The following is an 18,595-nucleotide window of genomic DNA, read 5'->3' as shown; positions in this document are numbered from 1 at the left end:
CTCCGGTGCGGCACGGAGTGCCGTTCCACGCCGCCCGCCGGGTGGTGCACCGGCCCGCGCCGCCCGCCGCGCGAGGCACCAGTCGGCGCCGCCCGCCGACCCCTCGGCCAGCACCTCCGCGTACACCCGCGCCGCCCGGCGGATGGTGCGCTGGTGCCCTGGCCCGCGCCGCCCGGCGGATGGTCCACCGGCCCGCGCCGTCCATCGGGCACGGCGTCAGCCCACACCACCCGCCGGGCACGGCATCAGCCGGCGTCGCCCGCCGGCCCCTCGGCCAGCACCTCCGCCAGCACCCGCGCCGCCCGCTCCACGTCCGCGAAGCCGACGTAGAGCGGGGTGAAGCCGAAGCGCAGCACGTCCGGGTGGCGGAAGTCGCCGACCACCCCGCGCTCGATCAGCCGCCGCATCACGCGATCGGCGTCCGGGCAGCGCAGGGCGATCTGGCTGCCCCGCTCCCCGTGCGCGAGCGGGGTCAGGCACTCGACCCGGCCGTCCGGGACGTACGCGGCCACGCACTCCAGGAAGAAGTCCGTCAGCGCGAGGGACTTGGCCCGCACCTGTTCGACGGACACCCCGTCCCAGACCTCCAGTGCCGCCTCCAGGGCGAGCATCGACAGGATGTCGGGGGTGCCGACCCGCCCGCGCAGGGCGCCCGGCGCCGGCTCGTACTCCGGGCGCATCCCGAAGGGCTCCGCGTGGGAGTTCCAGCCGGGCAGCGGGGAGTCGAAGCGGTCCTGCAGGTCCGCGCGGACGTACAGGAAGGCGGGCGAACCGGGGCCGCCGTTCAGGTACTTGTAGGTGCAGCCGACCGCGAGGTCCACGCCGTGCTCGTCCAGCCCCACCGGCAGCGCGCCCGCGCTGTGGCACAGGTCCCACACCACCGGGGCGCCCGCCGCGTGCACGGCGGCCGTGAGGCCGGGCAGGTCGTGCAGCCGGCCGGAGCGGTAGTCGGCGTGGTTGAGCAGCACGGCGGCCGTCCGCTCCCCCACCGCGCCCGGCACCTCGTCCGGGGTCACCGGGCGCAGCGTGCAGCCGGTCATCCGGGCCGCCGACCCGGCGATGTAGCCGTCCGTGGGGAAGGTGGTCGCGTCCACCAGGACCTCGTCCCGGGCGGGGTCGCCGAGCCGCGCGAGGCGCACCGCGCCGACGACGGCCTTGAACACGTTGACGCTGGTCGAGTCGCCCACGACGATCTGCCCGGCCGCCGCGCCCACCAGCGGGGCGATCCGGTCGCCGATCCGCTCGGGCGCCGTCCACCAGCCGCCCTCCGTCCAGGACCGGATGCGCAGCTCGCCCCACTGCCGGGCCACCACGTCCGCCACCCGGGCAGGCACGGCGGCGGGCAGCGCGCCGAGCGAGTTGCCGTCCAGGTAGACGCCCTCGGTGCCGGCGTCCGGCCCGGACGCGGGGTCCAGTACGAACTCGGCGCGCTTGGCCGCCAGTTCGTCGACCCTGTCCAGCTCCTTGGCCCGTATCCTCAGCTCAGACATAGGACCGCGCCGTCCACAGCTCGGGGAACACGCTCTTCTGCGCCCGCTTCTCCAGCCAGGCCACCCCGGCGGAGCCGCCCGTGCCGGTCTTGGCGCCCATCGCGCGGCGGGTGGCGACGAGGTGGTCGTTGCGCCAGCGCCACACCAGCTCGGCGACATCGGTCAGCGCCTCGCCCAGGCGCGCCACCTCGTCCCGCTCGTCCCCCGCGTACACGGCCGTCCAGACGGCCTCCACCTGCGGGGACGGCGTGTAGCGCTGCGAGACGTCGCGGCCGAGCACCTCGTCGGGGACGGCGTGGCCGCGCCGCGCGAGGAACCGCAGCACCTCGTCGTACAGGCTCGGCTCGTGCAGGGCCTTCTCCAGCTCGGCGTGCACCCGCGGCGCGCCCCGGTGCGGGACCAGCATGGACGCGGACTTGTCGCCGAGCAGGAACTCCATCCGCCGGTACATCGCCGACTGGAAGCCGGACCCCTCGCCGAGGGCGCCGCGGTAGGAGTTGAACTGCGCCGGGGTGAGCCCGCTCAGGGGCCTCCAGGAGGCGTTCAGCGCCTCCAGTTCGCGCACGGACCGCTTCAGCGCGTCGATCGCGGTCGGTACGTCGTCCCGCCTCAGCGCCTGCGCGGCCGTCTCCCACTCGTGGACGATCACGGTGAACCACAGCTCCATCACCTGGGTGGTGACCAGGAAGACCATCTCTCCGGGATCGTCGGAGAGGGTGTGCTGGAGGTGGGTGAGGACGTCGGCCTTGACGTAGTCCTCGTACGGCGTCGTGCCCTGGAAGTCGAGATGCGGGGTCTCGGGCTCGTGAGCCTCGTGGGACATCGCTGTCTCCTGAAATGTGCTCCGGGTAGCGGTCCGCCCCTGCCGTTACCGGCACGGGGGCCCCGGTCCCCATACCGCATCCTGCGCATGGGCCCCACTGATCCGCAAGGCCCGCCCGCTCACGGGCGGGCCTCGACGCGGTCACGACCGTTCAGCCGAGCACCTCGGCCGCCGTGGGGGAGGAGTCCTTGAGGAACTGCGAGCAGCGCTCGTACTCCTCCTTCTCGCCGATGGCCTGGGCGGCCCGGGCGAGGGCGTGCAGGGCACGCAGGAAGCCGCGGTTCGGCTCGTGCTCCCACGGCACCGGTCCGTGGCCCTTCCAGCCGTTGCGGCGCAGGGCGTCCAGCCCGCGGTGGTAACCGGTGCGGGCGTAGGCGTACGACTCGACGACGCTGCCCCGCTCGAACGCCTCGTCGGCCAGCCGGGCCCAGGCCAGCGAGGAGGTGGGGTGCTGCGCGGCGACGTCGGTCGGGGTGGTACCCGACGCGAGCAGCTCACGCGGCCCGGGGTCGTCGGGGAGGTGCGTGGGGGGCGGGCCCCCGAGGAGGTTCTCGTGAATCGACATGCCTCCAGTCTCGTACATCGGGCGCGGGCCGCGTCACGGTGCGTGGCTGAACCCGGGAGGCGGCAAGGCGTCACCGTGCGCGGGTCAGCCCGGGGGGCGGCGCCTTCTCAGCCCGGGGGGCGGCGCCCCCTCAGCCCGGCGCCGCGCCATGCGCTCCTCAGCCCGGTGCCGCGCGCCGTACCGCGCCTCAGCCTGGCGCCGCACCGCCCCCGCCCTCCTCCCGCAGCCGCCCGGCGGAGGTGCGGGGTTCCAGCGGCGGCACGGCCACGCTGCCGTGGGTGCGGCACTCGGGGCGGCGGCAGTCCGGGGCGGGACGGCGCACGGTCGCGAAGGCGAGCACCGCGCCGGCCACCAGCAGGCCCGCGCACCAGAGCATCGCCCGCCCGAACGCGTCGTCGAAGGCGTCCGGCCGCCGGTACGCCTCCGGCCCCATCCCGGCCAGCAGCGGCAGCGCCGCCACGGCCAGCAGCCCGGCCGCGCGGGCGGCGGCGTTGTTGATGCCGCTGGCCAGCCCGGCCCGCCCGACGTCCACCGAGGCGAGCACGGTCGCCGTCAGCGGCGCCACCAGGGCGACCATGCCGAGGCCGAGCACCAGCAGCGCGGGCAGCACGTCGGCCGCGTAGGAGGCGCCCGGCCCGACGCGCAGCATCAGCACCATGCCCGCCGCCGCCAGCAGCGGGCCCACGGTGAGCGGGAGGCGGGGTCCGATGCGGTCGGCCAGCTCGCCGGAGCGGGCGGAGAGCAGCAGCATCAGCGCGGTGGTCGGCAGCAGGGCCGCGCCGGCGGCGAGCGCCGAGTAGCCGACGACGACCTGGAGCTGGAGCGCGGCGAGGAAGAAGAAGCCGCCGAAGGCCGCGTAGACGCAGAGCGTGAGCAGGTTGACCGAGGTGAACTGGCGGGAGGCGAAGATGTCCGGCGGCATCATCGGGTCCGGGTGCCGGCGCTCCACCCACACGAAGGCCACCGCGGCGGCCAGTCCCGCGGCCCCGGCGACGACCACCGCGCCGGACGCCTCCTCCGCCCCGATCAGCGCGTACGTCACCAGCGCCAGCGCCAGTGCGCCGAGCCCGGCCCCGAGGACGTCGAAGCGGCCGTGCGTGCCGCCGCCGGAGGACTCCGGCACGTGGCGCACGGCGATCGGGACGCACACCAGGGCGACCGGCACGTTGATCAGGAACACCCAGCGCCAGCCGGGCCCGTCCACCAGCCAGCCGCCGAGGAACGGGCCGATCGCCGCGCCGATCCCCCCGAAGCCGGACCACAGACCCACCGCGCGTGCCCGGTCGTCCCGGTGGAACGACGCCTGGATCAGGGCGAGCGAACCGGGTGTGAGCAGGGCCCCGCCGACGCCCTGGAGCGCGCGGGCGGCGATCAGCGTCCCGGCGCCGGGGGCGAGCCCGCACAGCAGGGAGGCCGCCGCGAACCACACCACGCCGACGACGAACACCCGCCGCCGCCCGAACCGGTCCCCCAGCGCCCCGCCCAGCAGGATCAGCCCGGCCAGCGTGACCATGTACGCGTTGACCGTCCACTGCAGGACGGCGAGGTCGGCGTCGAGGTCCCGGCCGATGCGCGGCAGGGCGACGTTGACGACGGTGGAGTCCAGCATCGCCATGCCGGAACCGAGCACCGTGGTGAGCAGGATCCACCTGCCCTGCGGGGAGGCCAGCCGGACATCGGGCATCTTCGGAGCATACGGAAGAACCTGGCACCGCGGAGGGTGCCGGGTCCGTCGCGTGCGGCGCGCGGGCCCGTCCGGCGGACGGGTCCCGCCGGGCCGTTACTTGATGCGGGTGCCGGTGGAGCGCAGGTGGCGGCATGCCTCGACGACGCGGGCGGCCATCGACGCCTCGGCGACCTTGCCCCAGGTGCGCGGGTCGTAGGTCTTCTTGGAGCCGACCTCGCCGTCGACCTTCAGGACGCCGTCGTAGTTCTTGAACATGTGGTCGGCGACGGGCCGGGTGAAGGCGTACTGGGTGTCGGTGTCGATGTTCATCTTGACCACGCCGTTCTCCAGGGCGGTCAGGATCTCCTGCTCGCTGGAGCCGGAGCCGCCGTGGAAGACGAAGTCGAACGGGCCGGGGGAGGCCGGCTTGCCGTACTTGGCGGCGACGCCCTCGTTCAGCTCCTTCAGCAGCTCGGGGCGCAGGCGGACGTTGCCCGGCTTGTAGACGCCGTGCACGTTGCCGAAGGACGCGGCCAGCAGGTAGCGGCCCTTTTCGCCGAGGCCGAGGGCCTCCGCGGTGCGGATCGCGTCGTCGACGGTGGTGTAGAGGGAGTCGTTGATCTCGTGCGAGACGCCGTCCTCCTCGCCACCGGTCGGGGTGATCTCGACCTCGAGGATGATCTTCGCGGCGCGGGCGCGCTCCAGCAGCTCCTGCGCGATGCTCAGGTTGTCCGACAGGGTCTCCGCGGAGCCGTCCCACATGTGGGACTGGAACAGCGGGTTGCGGCCGGCCTTGACGCGCTCCTCGGAGACGGCGAGCAGCGGGCGGACGTACCCGTCCAGCTTGTCCTTCGGGCAGTGGTCGGTGTGCAGCGCGATGTTGACGTCGTACTTCTCGGCCACGATGTGCGCGAACTCGGCCAGGGCGACCGCGCCGGTCACCATGTCCTTGCTGTGCTGGCCGCCCAGGAACTCGGCACCGCCGGTGGAGATCTGGACGATGCCGTCGCTCTCCGCCTCGGCGAAGCCGCGCAGTGCCGCGTGCAGGGTCTGGGACGAGGTGACGTTGATGGCCGGGTAGGCGAACTGTCCTGCCTTCGCCCGGTCCAGCATCTCGTTGTAGACCTCGGGAGTTGCGATGGGCATCTGTCCGCTCCTCTTAGCTGTGCGGGTTGGCGTACTGCGTACTGTCGGCCCTGACCTGGAACCTTGGAAGCGACGTCGTTGTCGGCCCCATCTTCCCAGACTTGTCCGCCAGGTCCACGGCGCAGGTCAAGTCGTGATGTGGCGGGATCCCGGGGGCCCGCCGCGCCACCGTGCCGCGGCACCCTCCGGACGTACGGCCGGCGGCCGGGGCAGCCGGCCGGGCCGGTACAGCCTGTACGGCCGGTGCGACCGGTACGTCCGGTGCCGCCGGTGCCGCAGGTGCCGCCGGTCCCGCCGGTCAGTCGAGCCCGAGCTCGTCCTTGGAGAAAGCGAACAGGTACGGCACGCCCGCGCCCTCCCGGATCTTCTCCGCGGCGCCGGTCGCCCGGTCCACGATGGTGGCGACGGCCACCACCTCGGCACCCGCCTCCCGCACGGCCTCGACCGCGGTCAGCGGTGAGCCGCCGGTGGTGGAGGTGTCCTCGACGACCAGGACACGGCGGCCGGCGATGTCCGGACCCTCGACCCGGCGCTGCAGACCGTGCGCCTTGGCGGCCTTGCGGACGACGAACGCGTCCAGCCTGCGGCCACGCGCGGCGGCGGCGTGCAGCATGGCGGCGGCCACCGGGTCGGCACCCATGGTCAGGCCGCCCACCGCGTCGAACTCCAGCTCCCCGGTCAGGTCGAGCAGCACCTGGCCGACCAGCGGCGCGGCCTCGCCGTCGAGGGTGACGCGGCGCAGGTCGACGTAGTAGTCGGCCTCCAGCCCCGAGGAGAGCGTCACCTTGCCGTGCACCACGGCCTTGTCCTTGATCTGCTGCAGCAGCGCGCCGCGCGTGTCCGTCATGGCAGCCAGCTTAGAGGCGGGTCCACGTCCAGGTCGTCGTGGCCTCCAGCGGCTCCAGCGGTGTGACCAGGCGCGGGGTGCTGTTCAGCCCGTCGGGCGGCCCGGTCTGCGGCTCCACGCACACCGCCTCCCGCTGCTCGTCGTAGACCACCACCCACTGCTCGCGGCTGGTGACCCGCAGGCTCAGGCGGCCGGGCCAGGTCACGGTGACGTCGACGCCGTCGGGCATGCCGAAGCAGTCGTCCCACGGCCCGGGCCGGGGATCGATGCGGCGGCCGGTGGGCAGGTGGTCCTCGCCCCGCTCCTCCTGCCAGGCGGGCGTGAAGTCCAGGGCGGCCTCCGCACCGTCGACGGTGCGGTTCAACCACGGGTGCCAGCCGATCTGCGCCGGGAAGGACGACTCGTAGGTCTCCACCGCCATGCTCAGGGTGAGGGAGTCCTCGGCGAGCTCGATTTGCTGGGTCACCCGCCCCGAGTAGGGCCACGGCTCGGCGAGGTCGAAGGTGAGGACGGCGGCGCCGTCGTCCACCCGGGCGGTGCACCAGGCGGCGTCCCGGGCGGTGCCGTGGATGGCGTTGGGCGGCGCGTTCAGCGGCATCTGGTGGACGGTGGCGCCGTCCCGGAACCGGCCGTCACGGAGCCGTCCGCACCAGGGGACCATCGGGAAGCACCCGAACCGCTCGCCCTGCCGCAGCAGCTCCGTGCCGCCGATCCGCAGCCCTGCGACCCGCCCGCCGTTGCCCGGCCGCACGGTCACCTCCGCGTCGCCCGCGGTCAGCGTGATGTCGTCGTTGGTCACGGGACGACCCTACTGCGCTGATCACCACCGGCCGGGGGCACGACCGGCCGGGGGTCACTGCGGCCACAGGTCACCGCGACCGGGGGGCACAGCGGCCAGGGGGCCGAGCGGCCAGGGGCCACCGGCGACCCGGGGCCATCGACGGCCGGGATCACCGGCGGCGGCGCAGGACCCGGACGGCGACGACGGCGGAGGCCACGGCGAGGGCCGCTGCCGGGGCGGCCCAGCGCAACGGGGCCGGCGTCGAGACGGTCTGGGGCGCCGGCACGGGGGCGTACCGGCCGCGCGGCGGGGCGTGGTCCACCTCCTCGGCGCTGCGGCCGATCATCGTGCGCCGTGCGTGGGCGGCCTCCGCGACGGCGTCACCGTCCTCCCCCGCCTCCCCCGCGTCTGCCGCCTCTCCCGCCTCTGCCGCTTCCATGGCCGCTGCCGCCTCTGCCGCTTCCATGGCCGCTGCCGCCTCCTCGGCCGCCGCGTTGCGGCCGTCCGCCACGGGGTCGGGAGCGGACGGGGAGGCGTCGTCGGCGCCGACGCGGCGGGCGGGGTCCGGGGGCGGGGCGTCGCCCGCGCCCGGCGTGGCCTCGAAGTCGCCGGTGGCCCCCGGCTGGAAGTCCTCGGTCGCCGCCTCCTGGACCGTCTGGGGCGGCGCGTCGACCGACTCCTGCGGCGCGTCGGAGGACGTGGAGGCGCCGTCCGAGGGGGCGTCGGTGTGTGCGTCCGTGGGTGCCCCGGGGGCCGGGGGTCCCTCCGCGGGGGCGTCCTGCCGGGCCGCGGTCCCCAGGTTCTCCACGAACCGGGTCAGCAGCCGGGTGACCGCGGCGGCCACCGCGTCCGGCGCGAGGCCGGTGACCCGGCCGTCGGCGCGCGCCGTGCCCTCGGTGGTGAGCGTCGTACCCCCCTCCGCCTCCCGCAGGGCGAGCCGCAGGGTCAGCTTCACCGAGCCGGTGCCGCGGGTCTCCGCCGCCTCGCCCTCCACGACGTAGGAACCGTCGTCCTGCCCGGTGACGCGCACGGCGCCGCCGTAGGTGATGGAGTGACTGCCGATACGGACCTTCAGCCGCCCGGCGACCGGCTCCGCGCCGGCGTCGTGCTGGAGCCCGGGCACCGCCCGGGCGACCCGCGCGGGGTCGTCCAGCACTGCTCTGAGCCGATCGACCGGAACCGGAACGAACACCTCGTGCTCCATGCCTGCCGAGCCTACCCAGGCGACCCCGGGCTGTACCCCCGTCGGCGCGAAGTCACGGCGCGTCGGCGCGCGGCCGGGCGCCCGGCCGGGGCCCCGCGGGGTCACGACGCGGCGTCGGGTCACGGCCGGGCCCCGCGGCCTCAGCGGGCGTAGCGCGGGTGGACCAGGGTGGACGGCGGCAGGCCGGGCGGGCGCCGGTGCTCGGCGCGGCGCGCGGCGGCGTCGAGCAGGGCGTCGGTGAGGGTGTGCGGGCGCGGGCCGGACGGGTCGAGGCGCACCTCGGGCGTGGTCCGGGAGGCCAGGACGAACCCCCGGTCCTGTCCGGCCGCCCCGCTCCGGGGCGTGCGGTCCGGCCCGGCGCCGGCGGACCGCAGCCCGGGTACGCGGTACGGGGCGGTGCGCAAGCCGGCCGCGCGCAGGGTCGACTCCACGGTGCCCAGGACCCGGGCGCGGCCGGTGACCGGCCCGGTGTGCACGACGAGGCGCCCGCCGGGCGCCAGCGCCCGCCGGGCCAGCCCGTAGAACTCCAGCGAGTACAGCTTGGTGCTCTCGGTGATCGCGGGGTGCGGAAGGTCGGACACGACGACGTCGTACGCGGCCCGGGGCCCGCCGCGCAGCCAGGTGAACGGGTCGTCGGCCGTGACCCGCACCCGGGGATCGTCGAACGCCCGCCCGTTCAGCGCCGTGAGCGCCGGGTCGGTGCGCGCCAGCCGCACCACCTCCGGGTCGCGGGTGACGACGTCCACCCGGTGCACCCCCTCGAACCGCAGCACCTCCCGGAGGGCCAGCCCGTCCCCGCTGCCGAGGACGAGCACCCGGGCCCGCGGCCCGTTCATCGCGGGGTGCACCAGGGCCTCGGCGGGGCGGGGCCCGTCCCGTCCGCTGACCCGCAGCCGCCCGTCGAGGAACAGGTCGGCGGGACGGCCGTCCCGGCCGCCGGTGAGCACCACCTCCTGCTTCCCGGTGTGCAGGGCGACGCGGACGTCGGAGCCGTACATCGCCTTCCGGGCGGCCCGCTCGAAGTCGTCGACCAGGACCGCGGCCGAGGCGAGCAGGGCCAGCACGCAGAGGTTGGCCACCACCAGCAGGCGGCAGTCGCGGCGGCTGAGGTCCTGCCGGAACAGGCCGAGCACCAGCGCCGCGCCCACCACCGCGTTGACGGCGCCGGTGATCAGCGCCCCGGTCAACTGCCCGAGGAACGGCAGGAGGAGGAACGGGAAGGCCAGCCCGCCGACCAGGGCCCCGACGTAGTCGGCGGCGAACAGGTCGGCCACCGCGCCGCCCGCGTCCTGCCGACGGATCCGCTGGATCAGCTCCATCAGCAGCGGCACCTCGGCACCGATGAGCAGGCCGGTGGCCAGGGAGAACCCCACGAGCAGCCAGCGCGGCCCGCTCTCCCAGGCGCCGCCCCAGGCGCCCGTGAAGGCGTAGACCGCGTACAGGGCCATGGCGCTGCACCCGCCGGTGAGGGCGAGGGCCGCCTCGACGGCCCCGAAGCCGGCCGCGGCTCTCCCGCGCAGCCGCTTGGCGGCCAGGGAGCCGATGCCCATCGCGAACACCATGACGGACAGCACGACCGACGCGTGGGTGACCGAGTCGCCCATCAAGTACGTGGCCAGGGCGAGCAGTTCGAGTTCGTACACGAGCCCGCAGGCCGCACAGACGAACACACCGGCCAGAACCAGGAACCGCCCGGTGCCCTGCCGGACCGGCAGCGGTGGCGGGCCGCCGACCGGACCGCCACCGGAGCCGTCCGGCCCGCCACCGGGTGCGGTGGAACGGGGCGGAGCGGGGGCCTGCGGTTCGATCACCCTGCGACGTTACGTCACACCTCCGGTGCGGATCGTCACCCACACGTGTGGTGCTTGTTTACTCCTGACCGATATTGGTACGAGCGGAATCCCGCCCGGGCAGGCTCGCCGGCCCGCGCGACGCCCCGGCCCGCCGCCCGGACGGCCGGGTGCCCCGGGCCGGGTGCCCCGCCTCCCGCCGCCGACCGCCGCCCGGCCGGGCCCGTGCGCTCGCCGCCTGCGCCGCCGGGACGAACCCGCGCCCCGCAGCTCAGGCCGCCGCCCGGACGGTCCTTCGCCCCGCACCTCAAGGCCGCCGCCCGGCGGCCCCGCGTCCCCGCGCCTCAGGCCGCCGCCCGGACCCGCGTCCCCACCCGGGTGCGGGTCGCCACCAACTGGCCCTCCTGCGGGTACGCGTGCCAGGTGCGCCAGTGCACCTGGTCCTCGTGGCGCTGGGCCAGCAGGGCGGTGAACGCGTGCGGGCTGCCGGGGAACACCCCCGCCAGCCCCTGCGGGTGGTCGGCCACCAGGGCCAGCAACTCCTGGGCGCGGCCCGCGAACGCGCCCGGCGAGAGCACTTCCACCCGGGCGGCGAACTCGTACTCCCAGTCACCCACCCGCTTGGCGACGCCCAGGGGAAGGGGCGTGCTGCTGCCCGGAAGGCACGCCACGGTCTCCGAGCACAGACCGCGCTTCTCCTCCACGAGCACCTGGTGCGACGCGCCGAGCAGACGCATCTGCAGCTTCGCACCGGTCAGTTCGAGGTCGAGGGTGGCCAGCGCGGGCAACGGCTCGCGGCCCAGGGCCCAGGCGAGGTCGGCCGCGCACGTGTCGGTGTAGGCGGTGTTCAGGGTCGTGAGCATGGATCGGCTCCGCAAGCGCGCAAGGAGGAAAAGATGGGGGGGAGTCCGGCGCACCTCCCTCACACCGGGTTCGGCCCGTCAGCCCGGTCGGCCGGTCGGGACGGGCTCCCGCTGTAAGTCCGAGGGCTGCGTGGGTGGTTGAGAGGCAATCATGAACCGTGGCGCCGATACAGCGTTTTTACCCAAGTTCAGGCGGTTTCCATCCCCTAGAGGGCTCCACAGCTCAACTGTTCAATCACCGCGCGCACCCCGCGCGTCCGGGACACGCCCGTGCGAACGTCCGGCCACGCACCCTCCGGAACCGCATGCCCGGCCACCGTGCCGACGGCGACCGCGACGGGATACGGGCGTGGAAACGGTGACGGGGACCCCGTGACCGTGCGGTCACGGCGTCCCCACCCGACGGCAGCGGGGCCCACCCCCCACGCGGACCCCACCGTCCTCCCCCGGAGGCGCAAGCCGACGGCCGGCGGCCCGGCGGCTCAGCTCCCTCCGCCGCCGCAGCCGCCCCCGCCGCCTCCCCCGCACGACGACGACCCGCCGCAGGAGGAGGACCCACCGCACGACAAGCCGGCGGAACCGCTGCCGCTGTCACCTGACGTCCACCAGCTCTCCCGGCGCCCGCGCCGCCCGGACGCGGACACCGCGCGCCCGCCCCCGCGGCCCACCATGACCCCGATCAGCACGACGGCCCCGATGAACACGAACAGGACGACCAGCCAGTACAGGAAATCCCCCATGACGTCCGCTCCTTCCGTTCCCCCGTGATCCGCTGAAGCAGCCCCCGTGGGCGCCCCGCTCACGCGTGTGAGCGGGAGATGCCCGATGCCCGCACGGCCCAAAGCAGAGTTGAGCAAAGCCAGAGCTTCGGCGCAGGATGACCCATGACCTCCAGCGCGCGCCCCCTCCTCAACCGCCGCCTCGCAGAGTTCGGGACGACGGTCTTCGCCGAGATGTCCGCCCTGGCCCTGAGCACCGGGTCGATCAACCTCGGCCAGGGCTTCCCCGACACCGACGGCCCCGAGGAGGTCCGGGAGGCCGCCGTGCGCGCCCTGCGGGACGGCCGCGGCAACCAGTACCCGCCGGGCCCCGGCATCTCCGAACTGCGCACCGCCGTAGCCGCCCACCAGCAGCGCCGCTACGGCCTGTCCGTCGACCCCGACACGGAGGTGCTGGTCACCGCCGGCGCCACCGAGGCCATCGCCGCCGCCCTGCTCGCCCTGGTGGAGCCCGGCGACGAGGTGATCGCCCTGGAGCCGTACTACGACTCCTACGCCGCCTCCATCGCCATGGCGGGCGGCACCCGCGTCCCCGTCACGCTCCGCCCCGGCGACGGCCGCTTCCGGCTCGACCTCGACGAACTGCGCGACGCCGTCACCGACCGCACCCGCCTCCTGCTGATCAACACCCCGCACAACCCCACCGGCACCGTCCTCACCCGCGAGGAACTGGCGCAGATCGCCGCCCTGGCCGTGGAGCGGGACCTGCTGGTGGTCACCGACGAGGTCTACGAACACCTCGTCTTCGACGACGCCGAGCACATCCCGCTGGCCACCTTCCCCGGCATGCGGGAGCGCACGGTCACCATCTCCAGCGCCGGCAAGACCTTCTCGTTCACCGGCTGGAAGGTCGGCTGGGTGACCGCCTCACCGGAGCTGGTGACAGCGGTCCGCTCGGCCAAGCAGTACCTGACCTACGTCTCCGCGGGCCCGTTCCAGTACGCGGTCGCGGAGGCGCTCGCGCTGCCGGAGTCGTACTTCACGGGGCTGCGGGACGACCTGCGCGGCAAGCGGGACCTCCTCGCCGCCGGGCTGGAGAAGGCGGGTTTCTCGGTCTACCGCCCCACCGGCACCTACTTCATCACCGCCGACATCCGCCCCCTGGGCGAGACCGACGGCATCGCCTTCTGCCGGGCCCTGCCGGAACGCGCGGGCGTCGTCGCTGTTCCGACCGCGGTCTTCTACGACCACCGGGAGACGGGGGCGCCGTTCGTACGGTTCGCGTTCTGCAAGCGCACCGAGGTACTGACCGAGGCGTCCGCCCGCCTCTCGTCGATGGCCGCGCCGGGCAGCGAACGCCCGGAGTGAGCGGCCCGGCGAGCAGCAGGGCTCCGGGCCCCGCCGAGCCGCGGTACACGGTGCGCCCTCGGCCTGGGTGGGGCAGGACAACGGTCCCGGCGGTACCTAACGCCGCGCCGGGTTGCTGTTCAGCTTGCGCCGCTCCCAGCGGTTGGGGTGGCGGACGACCACGCCCGCCATGCCACCGGACCCGGTGAGCCGGATCAGAGGGGTGCCGGGGAGGCGGTCGGGGGTGGTGGTGTCCTTCAGGCCGCCGATGCCCGGGTCCAGGGCGCCGGTGTCCGCGGCCCAGCCGTCGGGGATGACGACGGTGACGCCGGCCGCCTCCCCGTACGCCTCCACGGTCACCTCGGGCAGGCGGCACTCGACCCGGGTGAAGTCCAGCTTGACGCCGCCCAGGCCACCACGGGCGATCACGTGCCCGGGGACGTCCCAGCTCCCGGGGCCCCGGGACGCCCCGTGCAGGCCGCCCTTGAGCACCAGGGGCGGCTGGTCGGCCGGGGACGGCGGCTGGGGGAGGTCGGCGGTCAGGACGTCCAGCTCGGCGTACGTCTTGGCCGTCAGCGCCTGCTCCAGGCGCGCGTCCAGCTCGTCGAGGCCGATGCGGCCCTCGGCGGCCGCGTCGCGCAGTCGCTCCACCACCGCTTCCCGGTCGTCGTGGGAGGCGCGGAGACCGCCCGGGGGGACGGCGGGCGGCAGGTGCTCCGGAGGCTGGGCTGTCATGGCCACAAGAATAGGCGGACCCCGGGCGCCCTGAGCGGGCATGTGCGGGCGGGGAGGCGAAGCCGGACGGAGCGGAGTGGCCGCCGCGGTCCCGACACGACAGAGCCCGGCCCCGCAGCCGGCCGGGTCGGCCGGCCTCCGGGCCGGGCTGTGCTGTGCTTGCTCCCGCGCGACGCCACCTGGCCGGTGCCGCTCCCGCGGTGGGCGGCGGACTACTCGTCGTCCGGCTTGTCCGCCTCGGTGATGTCCTGCTCCAGGCCGAGCTGCTCCACGAGCCACTTGTCGAACTCGATCGCGGCCCGCACCCAGCTGACCGTGGAGGAGACGAAGTGCTCCAGGCTGACGCCCATGCCGATGAGCATCTGCGCCTCACCGATCAGCCGGACGGTGCCGTCGTCGTGGGTGTGCGTGTAGACCTTCGGCCACAGGGTGCGGCGGTTCCAGTCGTCGACGGACTCCAGCAGCTGCGGCTTCTCGTCGATCTGGTGCGGGCGGTCGTAGAACGTCCGCACGGAGAAGATCTGCTGGTCCTCCTCACCGCGGAACATGAAGTAGGTACGGAACTGCTCCCACGGCGCCGCGAGGTCACCCTCGTCGTCGACGACGTACTTCAGCTCCATCTGGTCGAGGAGCTGCTTCACGAGGTCCTGATCCGGGACGACGGGGCCCGCCGGTCCTTGGGGCTGCGGCTCGGGCTGGCCCCCGAAACTTGGAATCGAGGACGGGTCGATGCTCACCGTGATTTTCCCTTCGTACGGATCCCGCCATCCTCTCCCATGCGGGGAGGGGCGTGGCAAGCCCCGACGGGGCCTGTCAGCCCTCGGCTGACTCGATCCGGTCAATGATCCGGTCAGTGGTCCTGCCGGGGCCCGGGTACCCCCTGAGGGGACGGCCCACCGTACACGGGGACACGGCGTCGAGAACGGGTCGGGCGGGGTCCCGCGGCGGGTGCCGTCGCGGGACCCGACCCCGTGTTCCGGGCGGGCGGCCCGGCGCCTACAGGGTCTTGCCGGTGGCCGGACCCACGATCAGCTCGTCGCCGAAGCGGTCGACGCGCACCGTGTCGCCGTCCCGGATCTCCCCGGAGAGGATCTCCTTGGCGAGCCGGTCGCCGATCGCGGTCTGGACGAGCCGGCGCAGCGGCCGGGCGCCGTAGGCCGGATCGTTGCCCTCGTCGGCGAGCCACGCCAGGGCTTCGTCGGTGACGTCCAGGGTGAGCCGGCGCTCGGCGAGCCGTCGGGCCAGGCGGTCGATCTGGAGGGCGGCGATCCGCTCCAGCTCGGGCTTGGTGAGCGCCGAGAAGACCACCAGGTCGTCGAGGCGGTTGAGGAACTCCGGCTTGAAGGAGGCCCGGACCACCTCCAGCACCTGTTCCTTCTTCTCCGTCTCGCTGGTCAGCGGGTCCACCAGGAACTGGCTGCCCAGGTTGGAGGTCAGCACCAGGATGGTGTTGCGGAAGTCGACGGTGCGGCCCTGGCCGTCGGTGAGGCGGCCGTCGTCCAGCACCTGGAGCAGGATGTCGAAGACCTCCGGGTGAGCCTTCTCCACCTCGTCCAGCAGCACCACGCTGTACGGGCGGCGCCGCACGGCCTCGGTGAGCTGGCCGCCCTCCTCGTAGCCGACGTAGCCGGGCGGGGCGCCGACCAGCCGGGCCACGCTGTGCTTCTCGCTGTACTCGGACATGTCGACGCGGACCATCGCCCGCTCGTCGTCGAAGAGGAAGTCGGCGAGCGCCTTGGCCAGTTCGGTCTTGCCGACGCCCGTCGGGCCGAGGAAGAGGAAGGAACCGGTGGGGCGGTCGGGGTCGGCGACGCCGGCCCGGGAGCGCCGGACCGCGTCCGACACCGCCCGCACGGCCTCGGTCTGGCCGATGAGGCGCCTGCCCAGCTCCTCCTCCATGCGCAGCAGCTTCTGCGTCTCGCCCTCCATCAGGCGGCCGGCCGGGATGCCGGTCCAGGAGGCGACGACGTCGGCGATGTCGTCGGAGCCGACCTCCTCCTTGACCATGGTGTCCCGGGCGACCTCCTCCTCGGCCTCCGAGGCCGCCTCCAGGTCGCGTTCCAGGGACGGGATCTCGCCGTAGAGCAGCTTGGACGCGGTGTCGAAGTCGCCGTCGCGCTGGGCCCGTTCGGCCTGGCCGCGCAGCTCGTCCAGCTTCTCCTTCAGCTCACCGACCCGGTTGAGGGACTGCTTCTCCTTCTCCCAGCGGGCGGTCAGGCCCCGCAGCTCCTCCTCCTTGTCGGCGAGGTCGCGGCGCAGCTTCTCCAGGCGTTCGCGGGAGGCCGGGTCGGTCTCCTTGCCGATGGCCAGCTCCTCCATCTTCAGCCGGTCGACGGAGCGCTGGAGTTCGTCGATCTCGACGGGCGAGGAGTCGATCTCCATGCGCAGCCGGGACGCGGCCTCGTCGACGAGGTCGATGGCCTTGTCGGGCAGGAAGCGGGAGGTGATGTAGCGGTCGGAGAGGGAGGCGGCGGCGACCAGCGCGCTGTCGGCGATCTGGACCTTGTGGTGGGCCTCGTAGCGTCCCTTGAGTCCGCGCAGGATGGCGATGGAGTCCTCGACGGACGGTTCGGCGACCAGCACCTGCTGGAAGCGCCGCTCCAGCGCGGGGTCCTTCTCGATCCGCTCGCGGTACTCGTCCAGCGTGGTCGCGCCGACCATGCGCAGCTCGCCGCGGGCCAGCATCGGCTTGAGCATGTTGCCCGCGTCCATCGCGGAGTCGCCGCCGGCGCCCGCACCGACGACGGTGTGCAGCTCGTCGATGAAGGTGACGACCTGCCCGTCGGACTCCTTGATCTCCGCCAGGACGGTCTTCAGCCGCTCCTCGAACTCGCCCCGGTACTTGGCGCCGGCGACCATGGCGCCGAGGTCGAGGGCGACCAGCCGCTTGTCCTTGAGCGACTCGGGGACGTCGCCCTTGACGATCCGCTGGGCGAGCCCCTCGACGACGGCGGTCTTGCCGACGCCGGGCTCACCGATGAGGACGGGGTTGTTCTTGGTGCGCCGGGACAGCACCTGCACGACGCGCCGGATCTCCTGGTCGCGGCCGATCACGGGGTCGAGCCTGCCCTCCCGGGCGGCGGCGGTGAGGTCGGTGCCGAACTTCTCCAGCGCCTTGTACTGGCCCTCGGGGTCGGGGGTGGTCACCCGGCGGGTCCCCCGCGTCTTCTGGAAGGCGTCCTGCAGCTTCTTCGCGGTGGCGCCCTGCTGGGACAGCACCTCACCGGCGGCCCCGCCCTTGGCGGCGATGCCGATCAGCAGGTGCTCGGTGGACAGGTACTCGTCGCCGAGGTCGCGGGCGCGGGCCTGGGCGTCCGCGATGACGGCGAGCAGCTCGCGGTTGGGCTGGGGCGGGGCGACCGTGGACCCGGCGACGCTCGGCAGGCCGGCGAGCACCCGCTCGGCGCCGGAGCGCACGGCCGCCTGGTCGGCGTCGACCGCGGCGAGCAGGTCCGTGATGTTCTCGTTGTTCTGCGGGCGGCCTTGCCCCTGGAGCAGCGCGAGCAGCAGGTGGGCGGGGGTGAGGTCCGGGTGTCCCTCGGTCACGGCGCGGTTGCCGGCGGCGTTGATCGCGTCCCGGCTCCGGTTGGTCAGCTCGGCGTCCACGTGTCCGTTCTCCTCCTTGCGGTGACCCTTCAGCGGCCTTCGTGGCTGACTCGGTCAACGTACATAAACTTGAGTCTATTCCACTCAACGTGGAACGAGGAGCACCTCGGACGAGTTCCCCGGACGAGCGGCGCCATGACGGCACCTGGGCGGGTGACGCCATGACGGCACCCAGTGACCAATCAAGCACGAAGGCCCGGCACGCGCAGGGCGTACGGGCCTTGGAAGTCGACGCGGGGTCGATGCGGGGTCGATGCGGGGCCGACGCGGGGTCGACGCGGGGTCGATGCGAGTTTGACCAGAGGCCGATCAGAGGCCGATCAGAGGCCGATCGGAGGCTGATCAGAGGTCGGCCGGAACGAACCCGGCAGAGGGGGACGGAACAGGCCCGACGGCCCCGCGTCCGCCCGGACGGTCCGACGGAGCGGCCGAGGGCGCGCCGACCACTCATTCCCGGCCATCGCACGATCCGCCGGACAGGCGGACATGTCGGCACAAACTGCAGCGGCGTCACCGTGTTCAGGTCACGGTGACGCCGCTGCGGGGGGAAGCACCTGAGCGATCTTTTACGACGGGGGAATCGCGTCAGGCACTGCGGGGGGTGGCCGAAATGGTCCGGATCGCGGGGGAGTCGGACTCCACCCGCTGATGGTCACGCTGGTCAAGATTCACAAAGATCATTCCGTACCGGATGGCACACCGCACGGGCTGCGGCGCCCCGCGGGGACGCCGCAGGCACCGGTACGCCCGCACGTCACCGTCCTCGTCCCGCGTGACCACCACCGGCTCGCCGAACACCGTCACCATCAACGAGTCACCACTGTGGGGGATGGCGGTGACCAGGTCGATGAAGTGCCAGCCGGACCGGTAGGCGGTGGCCATCTCTCTGCGGAAGGAGCGGTCGTCGGGTGGAGTGGTCACGTCAGCTCCCAGCTCCGTCGCGCGGAGGTGCGACCGGTTTGGGCGCCGGCCACGCACTGTCCGCGAGCAGCACCTCACTCGACACACTCGCC

Annotated in this window: 16 protein-coding genes; 1 reads left to right on the top strand and 15 read right to left on the bottom strand. The window is 74.0% G+C overall.

From position 1 onward, the window contains the following. Positions 1–245: 245 nt before the first annotated feature. The 11 genes from kynU to AB0F01_RS21940 all read right to left on the bottom strand — a co-directional run bounded on the left by kynU (position 246) and on the right by AB0F01_RS21940 (position 11,915). Positions 246–1,490 (bottom strand): kynureninase, encoded by a 1,245-nt coding sequence (kynU, locus tag AB0F01_RS21990; RefSeq protein WP_362098290.1) that lies wholly within the window; start codon positions 1,488–1,490, stop codon positions 246–248. After that, positions 1,483–2,313 (bottom strand): tryptophan 2,3-dioxygenase family protein, encoded by an 831-nt coding sequence (locus tag AB0F01_RS21985; RefSeq protein ID WP_362098287.1) that lies wholly within the window; start codon positions 2,311–2,313, stop codon positions 1,483–1,485. Before AB0F01_RS21985 ends, kynU begins: the two co-directional genes overlap by 8 nt. A 151-nt stretch (positions 2,314–2,464) precedes the next feature. Beyond that, positions 2,465–2,878 carry a DUF3151 domain-containing protein gene (locus AB0F01_RS21980; RefSeq protein WP_362098285.1) on the bottom strand — a complete coding sequence of 138 codons (414 nt, stop codon included), beginning with the start codon at positions 2,876–2,878 and terminating at the stop codon, positions 2,465–2,467. A 187-nt stretch (positions 2,879–3,065) separates the two neighbouring features. Next, positions 3,066–4,562, bottom strand: a complete 1,497-nt coding sequence (locus AB0F01_RS21975) for an MFS transporter (RefSeq protein WP_362098282.1) — start codon at positions 4,560–4,562, stop codon at positions 3,066–3,068. A gap of 96 nt (positions 4,563–4,658) precedes the next feature. After that, positions 4,659–5,690, bottom strand: a complete 1,032-nt coding sequence (fbaA, locus tag AB0F01_RS21970) for a class II fructose-bisphosphate aldolase (RefSeq protein ID WP_362098279.1) — start codon at positions 5,688–5,690, stop codon at positions 4,659–4,661. A gap of 298 nt (positions 5,691–5,988) precedes the next feature. Continuing rightward, a complete protein-coding gene (pyrE, locus tag AB0F01_RS21965) occupies positions 5,989–6,537 on the bottom strand; it encodes an orotate phosphoribosyltransferase (RefSeq protein WP_362098276.1) in 549 nt (182 codons plus the stop codon). Between the two features lie 10 nt (positions 6,538–6,547). Continuing rightward, positions 6,548–7,336, bottom strand: coding sequence for an aldose 1-epimerase (locus tag AB0F01_RS21960; protein WP_362098273.1), 789 nt, complete (start codon positions 7,334–7,336; stop codon positions 6,548–6,550). A gap of 151 nt (positions 7,337–7,487) precedes the next feature. Next, positions 7,488–8,522 (bottom strand): SRPBCC domain-containing protein, encoded by a 1,035-nt coding sequence (locus AB0F01_RS21955; RefSeq protein WP_362098271.1) that lies wholly within the window; start codon positions 8,520–8,522, stop codon positions 7,488–7,490. Between the two features lie 140 nt (positions 8,523–8,662). Further along, positions 8,663–10,333, bottom strand: coding sequence for a polyamine aminopropyltransferase (locus tag AB0F01_RS21950; protein WP_362098268.1), 1,671 nt, complete (start codon positions 10,331–10,333; stop codon positions 8,663–8,665). 323 nt (positions 10,334–10,656) lie between these two features. After that, a complete protein-coding gene (locus AB0F01_RS21945) occupies positions 10,657–11,175 on the bottom strand; it encodes a DUF2617 family protein (protein ID WP_362098266.1) in 519 nt (172 codons plus the stop codon). A gap of 482 nt (positions 11,176–11,657) precedes the next feature. Further along, complete coding sequence (locus tag AB0F01_RS21940) at positions 11,658–11,915, bottom strand: hypothetical protein (protein WP_362098263.1); 258 nt, start codon at positions 11,913–11,915, stop codon at positions 11,658–11,660. A 144-nt stretch (positions 11,916–12,059) separates the two neighbouring features. Between AB0F01_RS21940 and AB0F01_RS21935 the strand changes: the two genes are divergently transcribed. Next, positions 12,060–13,262, top strand: a complete 1,203-nt coding sequence (locus tag AB0F01_RS21935; RefSeq protein ID WP_362098260.1) for a pyridoxal phosphate-dependent aminotransferase — start codon at positions 12,060–12,062, stop codon at positions 13,260–13,262. Between the two features lie 96 nt (positions 13,263–13,358). On the opposite strand, the gene AB0F01_RS21930 is transcribed toward AB0F01_RS21935, so the two are convergent. The 4 genes from AB0F01_RS21930 to AB0F01_RS21915 all read right to left on the bottom strand — a co-directional run bounded on the left by AB0F01_RS21930 (position 13,359) and on the right by AB0F01_RS21915 (position 18,464). Beyond that, on the bottom strand, positions 13,359–13,976 hold the full coding sequence (locus AB0F01_RS21930; RefSeq protein ID WP_362098257.1) for a DUF1707 domain-containing protein: 618 nt from the start codon (positions 13,974–13,976) through the stop codon (positions 13,359–13,361). Positions 13,977–14,188: 212 nt separating this feature from the next. After that, positions 14,189–14,713 (bottom strand): YbjN domain-containing protein, encoded by a 525-nt coding sequence (locus AB0F01_RS21925; RefSeq protein ID WP_362098254.1) that lies wholly within the window; start codon positions 14,711–14,713, stop codon positions 14,189–14,191. A gap of 259 nt (positions 14,714–14,972) precedes the next feature. Beyond that, complete coding sequence (gene clpB / locus AB0F01_RS21920; protein WP_362098251.1) at positions 14,973–17,582, bottom strand: ATP-dependent chaperone ClpB; 2,610 nt, start codon at positions 17,580–17,582, stop codon at positions 14,973–14,975. 585 nt (positions 17,583–18,167) lie between these two features. Next, a complete protein-coding gene (locus AB0F01_RS21915; RefSeq protein ID WP_362098648.1) occupies positions 18,168–18,464 on the bottom strand; it encodes a (2Fe-2S)-binding protein in 297 nt (98 codons plus the stop codon). Positions 18,465–18,595 lie beyond the last annotated feature (131 nt).

Origin of the sequence: Streptomyces sp. NPDC029526, assembly GCF_040637405.1 — a bacterium.
In the GTDB taxonomy this organism is placed as follows: domain Bacteria; phylum Actinomycetota; class Actinomycetes; order Streptomycetales; family Streptomycetaceae; genus Streptomyces.
Note: the sequence above shows the minus strand (reverse complement) of the source record. Positions and strands in the feature narration are given on the sequence as shown.

What these genes read in the sequence shown, in the direction of transcription:
- kynU (WP_362098290.1), bottom strand. Translation starts at nt 1,490, where the DNA reads ATGTCTGAGCTGAGGATACGGGCCAAGGAGCTGGACAGGGTCGACGAA.
- fbaA (WP_362098279.1), bottom strand. Translation starts at nt 5,690, where the DNA reads ATGCCCATCGCAACTCCCGAGGTCTACAACGAGATGCTGGACCGGGCG.
- AB0F01_RS21930 (WP_362098257.1), bottom strand. Translation starts at nt 13,976, where the DNA reads ATGACAGCCCAGCCTCCGGAGCACCTGCCGCCCGCCGTCCCCCCGGGC.
- pyrE (WP_362098276.1), bottom strand. Translation starts at nt 6,537, where the DNA reads ATGACGGACACGCGCGGCGCGCTGCTGCAGCAGATCAAGGACAAGGCC.
- AB0F01_RS21980 (WP_362098285.1), bottom strand. Translation starts at nt 2,878, where the DNA reads ATGTCGATTCACGAGAACCTCCTCGGGGGCCCGCCCCCCACGCACCTC.
- AB0F01_RS21935 (WP_362098260.1), top strand. Translation starts at nt 12,060, where the DNA reads ATGACCTCCAGCGCGCGCCCCCTCCTCAACCGCCGCCTCGCAGAGTTC.
- AB0F01_RS21955 (WP_362098271.1), bottom strand. Translation starts at nt 8,522, where the DNA reads ATGGAGCACGAGGTGTTCGTTCCGGTTCCGGTCGATCGGCTCAGAGCA.
- AB0F01_RS21985 (WP_362098287.1), bottom strand. Translation starts at nt 2,313, where the DNA reads ATGTCCCACGAGGCTCACGAGCCCGAGACCCCGCATCTCGACTTCCAG.
- AB0F01_RS21975 (WP_362098282.1), bottom strand. Translation starts at nt 4,562, where the DNA reads ATGCCCGATGTCCGGCTGGCCTCCCCGCAGGGCAGGTGGATCCTGCTC.
- AB0F01_RS21945 (WP_362098266.1), bottom strand. Translation starts at nt 11,175, where the DNA reads ATGCTCACGACCCTGAACACCGCCTACACCGACACGTGCGCGGCCGAC.
- AB0F01_RS21940 (WP_362098263.1), bottom strand. Translation starts at nt 11,915, where the DNA reads ATGGGGGATTTCCTGTACTGGCTGGTCGTCCTGTTCGTGTTCATCGGG.
- AB0F01_RS21915 (WP_362098648.1), bottom strand. Translation starts at nt 18,464, where the DNA reads ATGGCCACCGCCTACCGGTCCGGCTGGCACTTCATCGACCTGGTCACC.